This is a genomic window from Paenibacillus sp. J22FR21 (genome assembly GCF_056269135.1).
Map to the genome: position 1 here is coordinate 254,572 of NZ_JBWDNJ010000005.1, position 15,764 is coordinate 270,335.

Here is a 15,764-nt window from a genome sequence, read left to right on the forward strand (position 1 = left end):
TCCGCTTGGAAAAAAATACTTCGAGAGGTGTAGCTATGGAAGCCTATGTCGAAACGCTGCAAAAGCAAACAAAAACCCAGCACGACTTAAGAATCGATCAGCTCCAAGTGGGATCGATCACACTGTGGATGGCCGGCTACGAATCCCTTGTGAACTGGGAGGAAACCATTTCGTTTATCTCGAACTGCGGCATCGGCACGGATTCCGGCTTCGAGGAAATCTGCGCGCGCTTATTAGGGCAAGCTTGGACACCTGCTACTATGGATCTTTTGCTGCAGGGGAAGGTCGTCTTGATCGACGCGACGGCAAATCGCGCATTCAGTTTTCAAGGCAAGCTCAAGCAGCTCGAACGTGCCATTGATAAAGCGGAAAACGAGTTCCTCCCCTTCTCGTCAGCGATCGCCTTCATGGAGCCCTTAACCACCAACATGGGCATTCTGCGCAGAACGATTGATTCAACCGAGCTCCAGATCGAGATTCTTCACTTCCAAGGTGTTGCTCAGAAGCAAGCTGCCTTGGTGTATCTATCGGAAGACGTGGATCGAGATTTGCTCGAAACCGCCAAGAATGCCTTGAAGAAGGCTTCGAAGCAAGACGTCCGGAACGGACAGGACCTCATCCGCATCTTCGGCCAAAGCCGCTATCATTTGTTGTCTCCTTATCATAAAACGGAGCTGCCCGGACAAGCCGTCGCTTCCATGATGCAAGGCAGAGTCCTTCTGCTGATCGACGGCGAGCCGACCGCGTACGTGCTTCCATTGGTATTCAGTGATTTCATTGCATTGGAATGGGACAGACAATTCCCTATACCCATCATGCTGCTCCTGCGCGGCTTGCGCTTGCTCAGCATTCTGGTCGCACTGCTGATACCAGGGCTATATGTAGCTCTTGTATCCGTTAATCCCGAGACGCTGCGGATCGAGCTCGCCCTTTCAATCGCCGAAAGCCGGATCGGCATACCGCTGCCGACGTTTCTCGAGATGCTGCTGCTTCTAATAATCAGCGAAATCATCATCGAAGCGACGCAGCGTCTGCCCAAAACCATCGCATCGACGAACTGCTTGATCGGCGGCATTATTCTCGGCCAGGCCATCGTTGACGCCAAGCTCGTAAGCAACCTCGTCATCATCGTGCTTGCAGCCTCGGTGACGGCTCATTTTGCTTTTCCAAACTACTTGAATACGCTGATCGTGCGGATGCTGCGGTCAGGGGTCGTTATCCTTTCGGGCGTATTCGGGATCTTCGGCTTATTCGTCGCCTTTATCGCCATCTGCTACTACGTGTGCAGCCTGGAGCGGTTTGGCGTTCCGTTCATGGATTTTCTCTCTGCGAAAGAAGCAAGAACAATGACTCCAAGAAAGAAGTGTCGCAATTGATGCATCGATGGGTCGCCACTATGACTGCTCCTATATTCTTTATAGCCGCCCACTGCAGCATCCTGTTTGCCGCCTTTACGCGTTCGATGCTGGAAACGACCGAATACGGCCATTGGGAGCCTGTATGCTTGAGTATGGGGATCGAACTGTTACTCCTTCTGCTGCTGCTGCTGGGGTTCCGCAAAGCCGGGAACAAAGATTACGCCGACCTGTTTCTGCCCCTTGGCAAATGGATTAGCGCCGCGTTGATCGTGCCGCTGACCGGGTTCATCATGCTTATTCCGATTTTGGCGCTGCGTTATTTTGCCGAACTGATGATTATCGTTTTTATCTCGAGCTCACCGCTTCACGTCATCTTGGCTGTGCTCTGCCTGCTTATGTTCTTCGGAGCATCAATCGGACCGCAGGGCATTATGAGAGGCAGCACCCTACTCACGTTAATTAACTTTCCTGTGCTGTTATTCGCCATATTCGCATGCTTTCAAAATGCCAAATTCGTGCGCGTTTACCCGCTTATCAATCCGAGTATGGACTTTTTGTCGAATAGCACCTTTTTAATAACGCTGTTCTCGATCTGTCCGTTCCTGCTTCTAGGCATGCTGCCTCCCGTGTGCAAGGTGAAGATACGGCCAATCTTAATCAGCTTCGTCTTAATATCGTTGCTGCACGTTGTCGTCCTGTATATTCCAATCGTCATTTATGGCCTCAATGCGGCGAAGATTATGAATTTCCCGCTCATGACCAGCTTCGACTCCGTTAATATTACATGGACGGTGTTCAACCGGATTTCGCTGTTTTATGCCGTTGCGCTGCTTGCATTCGTCATGACGCTCAGTTCGTTCTCTCTGTGGTCTTCCGCGCTCCTGATTCGCAAGATGATTCCGGCTTGGCGCGAGACCTACATCCGGATTTCTCTTAGCCTCGTTGTCTTCATAATCAGCTTCGTCATTCCAAGCTGGAACGATTACATCCGGGTCTTTGCCGCCGATACGTGGTTCCGCCTGTTGATTTACGCGGTCATTCCGATCGCCGTCTTCTTACGGGGAAGATCGATTGCCGCTCAGGAGGGAAAGCGGGTTTTGACTGAATGATGCGCCGGGCACGTACAGCTGTGTTGTTGCTCCTCTGCATGCTCTCCTTAACCGCCTGCTGGGACATCAAAGATGTAAACCATCGCATGCTTCCTATCGTGATGGGCATCTCTTACGGGGAGGCAAAGAAATATCGGGTTTTTATTCAAGTTCCGCTTCCGTATGGCCGAAAGCTCATATCCAAGGTGCATTACGAGGAGGCCGACACGATCAGCAAAGCGCTGACCCAAATCGATACCAACATCGAAGCCGGCATCGACTTCATGCATCTGCAGCTGGTTTTGTTCGACCGCAAAGTCGCCGTAGACGGCATCCGGGACGAAATGGCTTATATGATACGAAGCCAGCATATGCCGACGAAAGCGCTTGTGGCCATCACCTCGCAAAATATAGAGCAATTTCTCAATCATACCGGAAAATCCATCCAGACTGACGGAAGCGCCTTAATGAATTTTTTCAATAAGAACGCCGGCTGGAGCCCCGAAATCAATCTTGCCTACCTCTGGGAAACCTTCGGCGCCATCCACTCGGATACGCAGGATGTCACGATTCCGATTCTGCAATCGGGCAAATCGACCATGATGGAATTCGTTGGTTCGGCCATCATGTCGAAGGAAAAAATGGTGGGCGAAATTTCGCAGGAGCAATCGCTGCTGGTGAACTTATACGACGAGCTGTTCCAAGGCTCCGTAGTCGAAACCGCCCATCAAGCCAGCGTGTCCATCGTCAATTGCGATAATCGTCTTCGCACGTCTTGGCGGGACGGAAAGCCCGTGCTGAATATGCGCTTGAAGCTGTCGCTGCATCTGCTCGAGAACAACGGCAACATGTCCGAGCAGCAAATCGAAAGCGCGTTATCGGAGGCGATGGAGAAACGGTACAAGCAATTATTCAAGAAGCTGCAAGCCAGCAAATCGGATTCGCTGGGGACGGGCGAAATTTTCCGGAACAAGTTGGCCTTCTCCAAGCTCAAGCTATGGCGCGAAACGTATTACCCCCGGCTCATACCGGAAATCAAGGTAAAATGTGTCATTACGAATACGGGCGACATCCAGGAAAATTAGCCGCTTTATGATCGGCTCTCTTAAGTAGAAAAAATGACGGCGCTAATATCTCTGCGCCGTCATTTTTTTTATTTGGATACCGCTACTTGTTGTTAGTTCGCTGCTTTCCCGCCAATGTGGGGTACCTGGTACCCAGCCTACAGCTGATAGCCGACGGCTCTCTTCCAGCCCCCGTATACTTCACCGCGCCACGCTTCATCAAGCTCCGGTTCGAAGGTGCGATCGAGCGCCCATAATCCGCGCAGCTCATCCATGCCGCTCCAGAACCCTACGCCGAGCCCGGCCAGATATGCGGCGCCAAGCGCAGTCGTTTCAAGCAGAACCGGCCTAATGACAGATACGCCGAGCAAATCGGCTTGGAATTGCATGAGCAGCCCATTCGCAACTGCCCCACCGTCTACCCGCAGCTCCGTCAGCGGCAATCCGGACTCCTCGGTCATCGTGTTCAGCACGTCCGCCGTCTGATACGCAATTGACTCGAGCGCCGCGCGCACCAGATGAGCCGAAGTCGCGCCGCGGGTAAGACCTGTGATCATGCCGCGCGCATCCGCGTTCCAATACGGCGTGCCAAGCCCGGTAAACGCGGGCACGAAGTAGACGCCAAGCGTATCCGCGACCGACGCGGCCAGCGCTTCGCTGTCTGATGCATGCGCAATCAGACCGAGCCCGTCGCGCAGCCACTGCATGACGGAGCCTGCCGTGAACACGCTGCCTTCGAGCGCGTAGGTAGTCCGGCCGTCAATCTGCCACGCAATCGTCGTGAGCAGCCCTTTCGCCGATGCAACCGGCGCGTCGCCGGTGTTCTTGAGCAGGAAGCAGCCCGTCCCGTACGTATTCTTCGCCATGCCGGTATCGAAGCAGCCCTGCCCGAACAGCGCGGCTTGCTGATCGCCTGCCACGCCTGCGATCGGAATCCCCGCTGCTTGCGAGCTCGAACCTGCTGCATCGCCGCCTGCTCCATCGCCAAGCGAACGCGTATACCCGAATATGCCGCTGGACGGCTTCACCTCCGGCAGCATGGCAGCCGGAATACCGAGCTTCGCCAAGATGTCGGCATCCCATTCCAGCGTATGAATGTTATACAGCATCGTCCGCGACGCATTGGAAACATCCGTAGCATGCACGGCACCTTCCGTCAGCTTCCAGATCAGCCAGCTGTCTATCGTTCCGGCCAGCGCTTGCCCCTGCTCCGCTTGCTCGCGAAGCCCCGGCACGGTATCCAGCAGCCACTTCAGCTTCGTGCCGGAGAAATACGGATCGAGCAGCAGGCCGGTTCGCGCGCGCACCTCATCCTCCCAGCCATCGGCTTTCAGCGCTTCGCATAGCGCGCTCGTCCGGCGGCACTGCCATACGATCGCAGGATGAAGCGGCTCGCCGGTTTGGGCGTCCCAGACCACAAGCGTTTCACGCTGATTCGTAATCCCGATCGCGCGAATCTGCTCCACGCCAACGCCGGCCGCCGCATCCCGCATCACTTGCAGCTGCTTCTGCCAAATCTCATTTGCATCCTGTTCCACCCAACCAGCCTGCGGGAATACAGAGGCAAACTCGTGCTGCGCGGATCCGGCAGCACGCCCTTGCTCATCAAACAGGATCGCCCGGCAGGAGGTCGTTCCCTCGTCCAAAGCTAATATATAGCGCTCCATTGTCTTCGCTCCCCGTTACAAGCCTTCACCTTCAACCTATTCTTGCACCAATTCGGGAAATTCCGTAACCGCCTTGAATTCCGCCTGCACGCGGGCCAATTCCGCCTTGCCCTGTGCATCATTCCAGCCAAAGCGCTGCCCCATCAATCGAAGGACAGGCTGTACCAGCGTTTCTGCCCGTTTGCGGTCAAACAATATCATACTCGTCCGCCGCAGCAGGAAATCAACCGCGCTGCAGGTCATCTCTTCCTCAATCGCGTAATCGAGCTCCGCTCGCAAGGTGCGATCCCAATTAATAGATGCTCCTCCGAACCCGGAGGAAGCCTGCCCCGCAGCCGCAGATCCAGCCGCTCCAGTCGCGCCAACCGCCACCGTAATACGTCCAGCCACCGCTTTGGTCGCTGCCGGAGCCGGCCCTTTTGCCGAAGCTCCCGCTCCTGCGCCAGCCGAGCCGCCGGCTCCGGTCGATCCTGCCATCGCCACAACGCCGGCAGCTCCCGCAGCAACACCGGAGTCCCCGCTGTCCGCTTCCCGAAGCGCGGAATAACGCGCCAATAAATGCGCGGCATTGCTGCCATATCGCGCAATCCAGATCTTCAAATCCTCCTGCGGCACACCTAGCTTCAATCCTTGGTTCAGCAATTCCGCACGAAGCTCGTCGAACGAACGATACCCGCCATAATCGCCGCCGGAGAGCATTTCATCCCCTGTCGTGCAGCGGCCGAACTTCCGTCCGGTACCGCGTTTAATCTCATCTGCGACGAGATCCACGACCTTCTCGGCCATTTTGCGGAAGCCTGTCAGCTTGCCGCCTGCGATTGTAATAAGCCCTTTCTCCGAAATGAACATTTCGTCCTTCCGGGAAATTTCCGAGGGGCTCTTTCCATCTTCGTGAATGAGCGGCCGAACTCCTGCCCAGCATGACTCTACATCCGCTTCCGTAAGCTTCGCCGTAGGAAAAGCGGCATTCGCCGCATGTAACAGATAACCGCGGTCCGCGCGCGTCGTCACAACGGAACCGGGTTCGCCGTGATAGAACGTATCCGTCGTCCCGATATAGGTTTTGCCGTCCCGCGGAATGATGAAGATCATCCGGCCATCCGGCACATCGATATAAACCGCCTGCTGCACCGGCAGTCGCTCACCGCCTACAACCAAATGCACGCCCTTGGTCAACAGCAGCCTTTTGCCCGTCACTTCGCCGTCCAGTCTGCGCACATGATCGACCCAAGGACCTGCCGCATTCACGATCTTCCGCGCATAGACGTCATAATGCTTGCCGCTGCGCACATCCGCAATTCGAGCGCCGCACACGACGCCGTCTCGATACAGCATCTCTTCCACTTTGGCATAGTTCACGATCTCCGCGCCATGCCGATGAGCGGTCTTCATCACCTCAAGCGTCAGCCTCGCATCGTCGGTCCGGTACTCATAATAGTAGCCCGAACCGCGCAGTCCCTCCCGCTTCAGCAGCGGCTCCAGCGCTTCCGTTTGCTCACGCCGATACATTTTACGCCGCTCCGCACGCTTAACGCCTGCAAGTCTGTCATAAATATACAAGCCAATGGAAGAAGCCAAATACCCGTAGGTGCCGCCTTTATAAACCGGCATCAGCATCGGTGTCGGCGTCACGACATGCGGCGCATGCTTGTGCAGCAGCGCCCGTTCGCGACCTACCTCGGCAACCAGCTTAACTTCACCTTGCTTCAAATATCGCAGTCCGCCATGCACCAGCTTGGTCGAGCGGCTGCTCGTACCTTGCGCAAAATCGCCCATCTCCACAAGACCTGTCCGAAGACCGCGCCGCGATGCATCCCACGCGATGCCGGCCCCCGTAATGCCGCCCCCGATGATAAGCACATCGAGCAGCTCCGATGACATTCGCTCTAGACGCGCCGCCCGGTGCTCCACCGAGAAAGATTCGCCCATGCCGTTCATTCCCCCTTTACCGTACATCCGAAATAAATGGAATCATTACCCCTTAACCGCCGAACCGACCGTAAGCGCATTTTCCACTTGCTCGCTAAAGAGCATATACATCAGCAATGTCGGCAAGCTGGCAATCGTCATCGCCGCGCCCATCGCACCCCAGTCCGTCGTGAATTGACCTTGGAAGAAGAGTAAGCCAAGCGGCAATGTTTTCAAAGACTCTTTAGTTATCAGTATAAGCGCAATAGGAAATTCATTCCACGCAGCCAGAAATACGAAAATGATCATCGTCGCAACCGCAGGTCGTATAATCGGCAACATAATGCTGAAGAACGCCCGATAGATCGATGCCCCGTCGATGCAAGCCGATTCTTCGAGTTCAACCGGAATACTGCGGAAGAAACCGTAGAACACCAAGGTGGCAAAAGAAAGATTGAACGCAATATAAGGAACAATCAGCGTGGCATAGGAATTCGCCAGATGAAAGTCGCGCATCAGAATCGCGAGCGGAATCATAATGACCTGCACCGGTACAAACATCCCGATCGTCATATAGACTCTGGCTGCTCCGCTAAGCCGCCATTTCATACGAGCGACCGCATACGCGAACAGCACCGCAAGCGATAGACTTCCGACAACCGTAGCTATCGATACAATAACGCTATTCGTAAAGTACTGCGGCACATTAAAGCTTCGCCAAGCGGTCACATAATTCTCGAAACGGAAATGCGTCGGCAATCCAAACGGATTGGTGACGAAGATCTCATTATTGTCTTTGAGCGAGTACGCGATCATCCAGAACAAAGGATAAATAGAGAGCAAGGCGTACAACCAAATCATCAGATTGGACACGGGGTGCTTCAGTTTGAACATTCTCATAGGTGACATCTCCTTCCTAGTATACGATGGGATCGCGCGCGATAAGCCGGTTAATCAGCAGCGTAATCACCAAACATTCAATAACGAGAAATGCTGCCGAGGCGCTGCCATAACCAAACTCGCCTACCCGGAACGCCGAACGATACATCATGTAAGTGAGCGTATACGTTGTTGTGCCCGGACCGCCGCCAGTCATAATGAACATGTTGGCAAAAGCATTCAAGCCGCCCGTAAGCGCCAGCACCAAGCAGAACTTATAGGTTTCAGAGAGCAGAGGAATCGTAATGCGGGCATGGGCCTGCAGCTTGTTGGCTCCATCGATCCGTGCCGCTTCCATGTAATGCTCCGGCACTGATTTGACTGCCGCGAGCAGCAGCGCGAAGTGATACCCCATGTACTGCCAGGCATTAACGGCTGCAAGTGCAAAGATCGCTGTCTTCTCATTCGTCAGCCAATCCTGCCGATACGAGAGGCCAAGCGCCTCGAACAGCTTGTTCAGCAAACCATACTCACCGTTGTACATCGCAAGCCACAGCTGACACACGACCGTGATCGACAGCACGACGGGAATAAATACGCTGATCCGCACGAATTTACGGCCGCGCATCGCAATTTCCGCTACGGCGAAGGCAAGCAGCGTGCCGATAATAATCTGCACAACCGCAATAACTACCGCAAACATCGCACCGTTATACACGGATGTTCGGAATATGCGGTCATGGAACAATCGCTTATAGTTGTCGAGGAAGATGAACTTCCCTTGGGTCAAACCGTCCCAATCCAGCAAGCTTCGGTAGAAGACCTGCACGACAGGATAGAACACAACAACGGTATATAGTAAAAGGGCCGGTAAAATAAACAGTAGAATTGCCGTCTTGTTGCCCAGGTATTTTCTCATGCCGCCACTTCCTTTGTTATGAAATCATCCGTTTAGAGAAGAAAAACCCATACCGGGAAGCCGGCATGGGTTTTTCCGGTTAAAGCTTACGCGCCGCACCGCTATCGGACGGCGCTTCAAACCTCATGTTTCAAGCCGCTTCCTTACTTCGAAGCTTCAATTGCACTGTCAACGTCTTGCACGAACTGATCTGCCGTATAGTTGCCTGTCATCAAATTCTGCGAAGCATCCTCAATCGCCGCTTTAAACTTCGGATTGCTCAGACCCCATGCGAACGAGGTTGTTTTCATGTTCGGAATATCTGTAGCCAGCTGCTCCATGATCGTCGGGAATTTGTTGATGATCGCTTTATCGACCTTCGTTGCCACGAACGGCGTACCGCGCTCGGTGTATTTGTACTCCGCATACTTCTCTGCGATGAACGCTGCTACTTTCGCCGCAAGCTCTGGGTCTTTCGTTGCCGAGCTGACCGCGTAGCCGCCAGGACCGCCGCCGCCGCTGAAGTTCAATTTGGCACCATCATACGCCGCTGCATCCGCTGCCGGGATGTACATGTAGCCCAATTTGTCGCCAAGCGCTTTGGTCGAGGCATCGATTTCCCACTGACCGTTGACGAACATCGCCGCTTTTCCTTCATGGAACAGCGCTGCCGCTTGGTCGTAGTTGAGGTTCGTTGCGCCTTTCGGCAGCAAGCCTGCACGTACAAGCGTTACGATTTGCTCCGCTGCTTGCTTGAACGCCGGATCGCTTGCTTTTGCCTCGCCTTTGTCCAGCTTCGTAATGCCCGCCGGCTCCGTGCGAGTCGCGAACATATCGAACAGGGCAACGGTCGGCCATTTCTCTTTCGCAAATAGGGAGAGCGGTGTAATACCTTTCTCATTGAATGCTTTAACGGCCGTCATCAGCTCATCGTAGGTTGTCGGCACCTTCACGTTATTGGTCTCGAAGAGCTCCTTGTTGTAGAACATCAGCGCCAGCTCATTGCCGGCATACGGGAAGGCGTAGATATGGCCGTCTTCCGTGACGAGCGTATTCATGGCACTCGGCTGCATTTTGTCCTTGAAACCGAATTTGTCGGCATATTGGTCAAGCTCCAGAATGTTGCCTGATTTCTTCATCGTATTGATAATATCAAGACCCGCTTGGAAAATATCCGGCAAATTGCCTGTCGCTGCATACGTTTTGAGCTTCTGTCCATCATCTTGCGCCTGCACGTCAAGCTCCAGCTCCACATTCGGCATTTCCTTCTTCAGCTCAGCGACTGCATAATCGTAAGGCTTCTTCGTATCGTCATCCGCATATTGCGCGTAAATCCGCAGCTTAACCGGCTCTGTATTCTCGGCTGGCGCGTTTGTGCCTTCTTCTGCCGGCTTGTTGTTGCTGCCCGTATTCGTCGCATTCTTGTCTGTGTCGTTATTCGAGCCGCAGGCCGCCAAACTTGTTACCATCACAGCTGAAATAAGCATTAGTGTCCATTTTTTCATCTTTAATACCCTCCCCTAATACTGTGTGCATCCCTTACGTTTCTCATTATAAAATGCCCTTTCACCCCCGATAATGGAAAAAACGATGGCGTTTTGTATTATCCGCGCATCGTTTCATTCCCTTTTATCCGATTCTCGTATTCGCTCGGCGACCAACCGAAGAACTTCTTGAAGCTTTTGCTGAAGTAGCTGCCGTCGCTGTATCCGATACTCTCCGCGATATCCGACAGCTTGCGGTTGCCTGCTCCGAGCAGCTCCTTCGCTTTATTCATCCGAATATGCGTAATGTAATCCGTGACGGTCATCCCGTTCTCTTTCTTAAACACGGCGCGCAAGTAGCTGGCGTTGATGAACACATGCTGGGCAACCTTCTCTACGCCAAGCTCGGCATCGCCGTATTGCTCTTCGATGAAGGTTTTGGCCGCCTGGGCTATAATAGACGACCGTGTCTTCTTGTAACGCCTCGTATAGTGAACGGCCTTGGTGAACAGCTCCTTCATCCACCGCTCGGCTTCGTCTATGGAGGCCAGCTCGCGGATTTCGTGATACGGGAAGAAATGCTCACCGAAGCAATCCTCAATCGGCTGACCCGCTTCGCTGACATAACCGAGACAGACCGATACGAGGCTCATGCAGATTACGTAGGTATAGTCGATCGACAGCTTCTTCTCCCGGATCAGCCGGAACAGCTCGCTTAGCTTAGCCTCAATTCTCACATCATCTTGTGCACGCAGCAGCAGCTGCAGCTCATCGCCAAGCTCCGGCGGATATTGCACGCCTGTTCCTTCCTTCGAGATATGCTGCCCGAAGGCGATGACGCGGTCATTACCCAGCACAAACTTGTTCTGCAGCGCCGTTAGCGCCTCTTCGTAAGAGCAGCGTATGCCGCTAATTCCGCTATAGATTTGGCCAACGCCGATCGTAATCGTGAGTTTCAAATATCGCTTAATCAGCATGCACAGCTTCTCGAACGGCTCCAGCTTCGGAAGCTCCGGCTGCGGCGATTGCGAAGTAACTGCAGCAGCCCCAGCACCGTGCGCCAAGCCATACAGACAGATAATTCGCCCTTCCGGTCCATTGAAGATAACAGGCTTCCCGCCGGAATCCTCCATCGCTTCGGCAAGAATGTTGGTCACGGCATATTTCCATAGCAGCCGTTCGCTGACCTCGCCCCACTTGCGATCAATCTCATCGATCTCGATACAAGCGACCGCATAAGCTTTGGCATCCAGCCGCAGCTGATAGGAGCTGAGCTGCTGCAGAAGCACATCCTCATGTTCGGCTAATTCTCCGCTGACCAGCCGGTTCAGCACGCTCTCCTTCATCAGCTGCAAATTCTTCAGATGCGTCGACTGCTCTTCCCTCTGTTTGCGGTGATGCTCCTGCAGCTTCAGCAGCGTAAGCGTCAGCTCATCCTTGGAGAATGGCTTTAAGATATAGTCCTCGACACCGAGCTTCAGCGCACGCCTCGCATAGTCGAATTCATTATGTCCCGTGATCAGCACGATGCTGATGCCGGGGTAATCTTCCTTCAAACGCTGAGCCAGCTCCAGCCCATCCATGAATGGCATCGTAATATCGACAAGCGCGATATCCGGCGTTATCTTCCGGGCGATTTCGAGCGCTTCAAGCCCGTTCTTCGCTTCACCAATGATTCGATAGCCATATAACTCCCAGTCCAGCACCGTGCGCAAATACTCGCGGAAGATCGACTCATCATCTGCGATCAGTAAATTCAACATGTTTGCCGCCTCCCGTCTCTTCCTGCTGCTCCATTGGCAATCGTACTTGTATCTCTGTTCCCACGCCGGGTTCACTGATCAGCGTCAGTCCATACCCCTCGCCAAAATACAACTTAATCCGGCTGTCCACGCTGCGCATCCCGAACGAGCTCCCCGTATTTCCGGCAGCGGACAACGGCGCGACTGCCGATGTCTTGGCGGTATCCGCGCTTGGCTGCAGCAAGGTCTCCAGGCGGTGCTGCGGAATTCCGACTCCGTCGTCCTTCACGGTGAGCAGCAAATCCTGCCCTTCGATGCCGCCTGTCACGATGAGGTGGCCAAACTCCCCCTTCGTCTTCAGGCCATGATAGATGGCATTCTCCACGAGCGGCTGCAGCGTCAGTTTCAGCACCGTGCAGGAGAGCACTTCCGGCTGCACGTCGATTTGGTAATCAAACACATCGGCATACCGAATTCGCTGAATGGCCAAATAATCGCGCAGTCCCTGCAGCTCATCCTGAAGGGGAATCGCCTCTTTCCCCTGGCTTAAGACGATCCGGTAATAGTCGGCGAGCGATTTGGTTGTGCGCTGCACATCCTTGACCCGCCCGATCTCCGAGAGGGTATAAATGACATCGAGCGTATTGTATAAGAAATGAGGCTTTATTTGAGATTGAATCAGAGCAAGCTCATACTCCCGTTTCTTCTTCTGCTCGAACCGCACATTATCCAGTAACTGATTAATGCGAGTAAGCATCGTATTAAAGCCGGATGCGAGCAGCCCCAGCTCGTCATTCGATTTGACCGGCAGTTGGATGGTAAGATTCCCTTCTTTCACCAGCTTCATATACTTGGTCAGCAGCACGATAGGCCTGGCAATGAGTCGATTCAGAATGCCGGCACCCATCAGCGCGAACAAGAAGCAGAAGAAGCCGATCGTCATAATGAGCGCCGTGATTTTGCGATTATCTGCTGTCAACGCGTTAAACGGCTCCATGGAGATCAGCTTCCAGCCGAACTTCGGCATCTCCGAGCTGATCACAAGCAGCTTGTCCCCTTGGAACCGATCGATTGTCGAGCCGCTGTTCGTCTCATTGATCCACTGCCGCAGCGCCTGATCTTCAACGGGCTTCAGCAGCTGTTCCTTGTCTGTCGAGGAGACGATCGTTCCGGCTTGATCGGTCAGCATGTAGCTGCCGCTCTGGTCCGTACCGATGTTATTGTAAATCGCCGAGAGCGATTGTTCCTTCACATTAAGCACCAACAGACCGAGCTCCTGGCCGGTGTAGATGTTGTTGATTTTCTTACCCACCGTAAGCACCGGCTCATCTGCCCCGAGTGTAAGAAAGTTTCTCTTATCCATCGGAAACCAGATGTTCTGACCAGTCGTTTCCCGAATGCGCTTCAGCATTGCGGTTTGCAGAAGTGTCTCCGGCTGCGGCTCACCCGCGTTCTCAATCGCAGCCGAGGTGCCATAGATCGTGCCATAGGTATCAATGAATGCAGCGCTCTCGACATCCGGGAAGACGAGCAGCGCAAAACTAAGCTGATTGGTAATCAAGGTCGACAGCAGCAGCGAGCGCTCCCGGCTGATTTCCCCTTTGTTATGGTCTTGAATGACGCGGTTTAAGTTAATCGTCAAGATATTCGCGCAGCTCTCCGCATTCGTCATGATCCCATTCATTCGCGTGATGATCAGCGAGGAGTTGTCACTCACGTTACTGATCGTCTTATCGACGATCGCATTCGTATAAATGCTGTTGGACGCAAAACCCAGCACAAGCAGCGGCACAATGATAAGCGGAATATAAATGGCGATGATTTTGTTGCGAATCACTTGATTCCGCAGCCAATTGGGATAGAACCAGTTTATCAGCACAGTTGCTTTGCTCCTTTCGCATGTTCCCAATATCCAGCAACATTATAGCACAGCCCTGTTCAAAGACACCTCTGCATGCTACACTCTAGGAAAATAACGCTGCATGCAACTGGCGAAATCAGTGGAATGAACCACGAGGGAGCATGCGGATCGAAATACACCGTTCGCCTGGGGAGAAGTATTTGCGGCTGGCTATGTCTTGCGACGAGCCTGCCCGCGAATGCTTTTTTTCGTACATGCAGGTCACTCAATTCCAATTTGAGGGAGAAGATCTCTATGGCCATTGTCTTGAAAGCGAAAGAAGCGGCAGAGCTTATGTATTCGGAAATAGCGGCCCGCGTAGAGGAATGGAAGAAGAATGGAAACCAGCCTTCTCTGGCGACACTACTAGTCGAAGGAGATCCTGCTTCAGCTTATTATGCACGCTCCAAGCAGAAGATTGCCGAGAAGCTGGGCATATCGTTTCAGCTCCATACTTTCGGAACCGATGTCTCGGAAGAGGAATTGAAGCGCGTCATCACAGCGCTGAATGCGGATGAAGACATTCACGGCATCATGCTTGAGCTCCCTCTGCCCGCGCATCTATCGGCAGCTGCCATTGAGGCTTGCATTGCCCCTGCCAAGGATATCGACGGTGTTACACCGTCGAATAAGCTGGCGGTTTACACCGGTAGTGATAAAGGGTTGCAGCCCGCAACGCCGCAGGCTTGCATCGGACTTCTTAAGCATTACGGGTACCAGTTAGAAGGACGCAACGTGGCTTTAGTAGGCAGAGGGCAGACGGTCGGGCTGCCGTTGTTCCATCTCCTTCAACGCGAGAATGCTACCGTGACCGTTTGTCATTCCAGGACGCCTGATCTAGGCGCTCATTTGAAGCATGCGGAAATCGCCATCGTTGCGGTTGGCAAGCCGGAGGTGATTACGAAGGACATGGCGCATCCGGGCTTAACGGTCATCGACGCAGGTATTAACGAGCTTGCCGATGGTACGATCACCGGTGATGCAGCTGCAGATCTGGGAGATGCGGCAGCGGCTGTCTCGCCGGTTCCCGGTGGCGTTGGCACCTTAACGACGGCGATCCTGTATCGCAATCTGATGAGAGCTATCGATATCCAGATGTCTCTGAAAGGGGATGCGTAACGATGTCTACTGTAACGTGGGATGATTCCATTCGCCGCTTCCTAGAGAAGGCGGCCAGCTCCGACCCGACGCCGGGCGGCGGAAGCGCAGCCGCACTTGCCGCAGCGCTCGGCACAGCCATGACGGCAATGGCGGCACATCTCTCGCAAGGGGAGAAATACGCGGATGCTCGTCTCGAAATCAATGCGACCTTGAACGAGATGAGCCGACTATCCACTTCATGTGAAGCTATGCTCGCCTCCGACATGGCAGCCTTTGACGGTTATATGCTTGCACTGAAGCTGCCCAAGCAAAGCGAGGCTGAGAAATCGCTTCGTCAAGAGGCGCTCCATGACGCAACCATTGCCGCCATCGAAGCCCCGCTCCGACTGATGGAGGTATGCAGCGCGGCGCTGCAGTCGACGCTAAGCATTGCTTCCTGCACGAATGCGCATGTCATCTCAGACCTGGGAATCGGTGCTGTGCTGCTTGAAGCCGCCGCGCAAGCTGCGCTCTTAACGGTAGAGATCAATTTAGCGGCGCTGAAGGATGAAGGGATTAAGGCTCATTATGCAGCGAAACGGTCCGCCCTTATCGCTGAAATTGAACAACTCAAAAACCGGACATTAGCTGTCGTTCGCGACAGAATCTAATGTCCGGTTCCTGCTTCCCTTTACA

12 protein-coding genes and 1 riboswitch are annotated in these 15,764 nt (G+C 53.8%); of the genes, 5 read left to right on the forward strand and 7 right to left on the reverse strand.

Annotated features, from left to right (window positions below; genetic code table 11):
• The first annotated feature begins 35 nt into the window (after nt 1-35).
• The 3 genes from AC0YNS_RS19630 to AC0YNS_RS19640 are packed head-to-tail and all read left to right on the forward strand — an operon-like array spanning nt 36 to nt 3,531.
• On the forward strand, nt 36-1,376 hold the full coding sequence (locus AC0YNS_RS19630) for a spore germination protein (RefSeq protein WP_475782668.1): 1,341 nt from the start codon (nt 36-38) through the stop codon (nt 1,374-1,376).
• Nucleotides 1,376-2,467 carry a GerAB/ArcD/ProY family transporter gene (locus AC0YNS_RS19635; protein WP_475782928.1) on the forward strand — a complete coding sequence of 364 codons (1,092 nt, stop codon included), beginning with the start codon at nt 1,376-1,378 and terminating at the stop codon, nt 2,465-2,467. Before AC0YNS_RS19630 ends, AC0YNS_RS19635 begins: the two co-directional genes overlap by 1 nt.
• The gene (locus tag AC0YNS_RS19640; protein ID WP_475782669.1) at nt 2,464-3,531 is read left to right on the forward strand and encodes a Ger(x)C family spore germination protein; all 1,068 of its coding nucleotides are present in this window, start codon (nt 2,464-2,466) and stop codon (nt 3,529-3,531) included. Before AC0YNS_RS19635 ends, AC0YNS_RS19640 begins: the two co-directional genes overlap by 4 nt.
• A 137-nt stretch (nt 3,532-3,668) precedes the next feature.
• On the opposite strand, the gene glpK is transcribed toward AC0YNS_RS19640, so the two are convergent.
• The 7 genes from glpK to AC0YNS_RS19675 all read right to left on the reverse strand — a co-directional run bounded on the left by glpK (nt 3,669) and on the right by AC0YNS_RS19675 (nt 13,967).
• A complete protein-coding gene (gene glpK / locus AC0YNS_RS19645) occupies nt 3,669-5,177 on the reverse strand; it encodes a glycerol kinase GlpK (RefSeq protein WP_475782670.1) in 1,509 nt (502 codons plus the stop codon).
• Nucleotides 5,178-5,213: 36 nt separating this feature from the next.
• Nucleotides 5,214-7,106, reverse strand: a complete 1,893-nt coding sequence (locus tag AC0YNS_RS19650; RefSeq protein WP_475782671.1) for a glycerol-3-phosphate dehydrogenase/oxidase — start codon at nt 7,104-7,106, stop codon at nt 5,214-5,216.
• 45 nt (nt 7,107-7,151) lie between these two features.
• Nucleotides 7,152-7,985, reverse strand: coding sequence for a carbohydrate ABC transporter permease (locus AC0YNS_RS19655; RefSeq protein ID WP_475782672.1), 834 nt, complete (start codon nt 7,983-7,985; stop codon nt 7,152-7,154).
• A gap of 16 nt (nt 7,986-8,001) precedes the next feature.
• The gene (locus AC0YNS_RS19660; protein WP_475782673.1) at nt 8,002-8,883 is read right to left on the reverse strand and encodes a carbohydrate ABC transporter permease; all 882 of its coding nucleotides are present in this window, start codon (nt 8,881-8,883) and stop codon (nt 8,002-8,004) included.
• Between the two features lie 143 nt (nt 8,884-9,026).
• Nucleotides 9,027-10,367 carry an ABC transporter substrate-binding protein gene (locus AC0YNS_RS19665; protein WP_475782674.1) on the reverse strand — a complete coding sequence of 447 codons (1,341 nt, stop codon included), beginning with the start codon at nt 10,365-10,367 and terminating at the stop codon, nt 9,027-9,029.
• Nucleotides 10,368-10,465: 98 nt separating this feature from the next.
• A complete protein-coding gene (locus AC0YNS_RS19670; protein ID WP_475782675.1) occupies nt 10,466-12,109 on the reverse strand; it encodes a response regulator in 1,644 nt (547 codons plus the stop codon).
• Nucleotides 12,084-13,967, reverse strand: coding sequence for a sensor histidine kinase (locus AC0YNS_RS19675; protein WP_475782676.1), 1,884 nt, complete (start codon nt 13,965-13,967; stop codon nt 12,084-12,086). Before AC0YNS_RS19675 ends, AC0YNS_RS19670 begins: the two co-directional genes overlap by 26 nt.
• A gap of 95 nt (nt 13,968-14,062) precedes the next feature.
• A riboswitch (ZMP/ZTP riboswitch) is annotated at nt 14,063-14,148 on the forward strand.
• A gap of 95 nt (nt 14,149-14,243) precedes the next feature.
• Between AC0YNS_RS19675 and AC0YNS_RS19680 the strand changes: the two genes are divergently transcribed.
• Together AC0YNS_RS19680 and AC0YNS_RS19685 are read left to right on the forward strand one after the other, a co-directional pair.
• Nucleotides 14,244-15,107 carry a bifunctional 5,10-methylenetetrahydrofolate dehydrogenase/5,10-methenyltetrahydrofolate cyclohydrolase gene (locus AC0YNS_RS19680; protein WP_475782677.1) on the forward strand — a complete coding sequence of 288 codons (864 nt, stop codon included), beginning with the start codon at nt 14,244-14,246 and terminating at the stop codon, nt 15,105-15,107.
• Between the two features lie 2 nt (nt 15,108-15,109).
• The gene (locus AC0YNS_RS19685; protein WP_475782678.1) at nt 15,110-15,739 is read left to right on the forward strand and encodes a cyclodeaminase/cyclohydrolase family protein; all 630 of its coding nucleotides are present in this window, start codon (nt 15,110-15,112) and stop codon (nt 15,737-15,739) included.
• Nucleotides 15,740-15,764 lie beyond the last annotated feature (25 nt).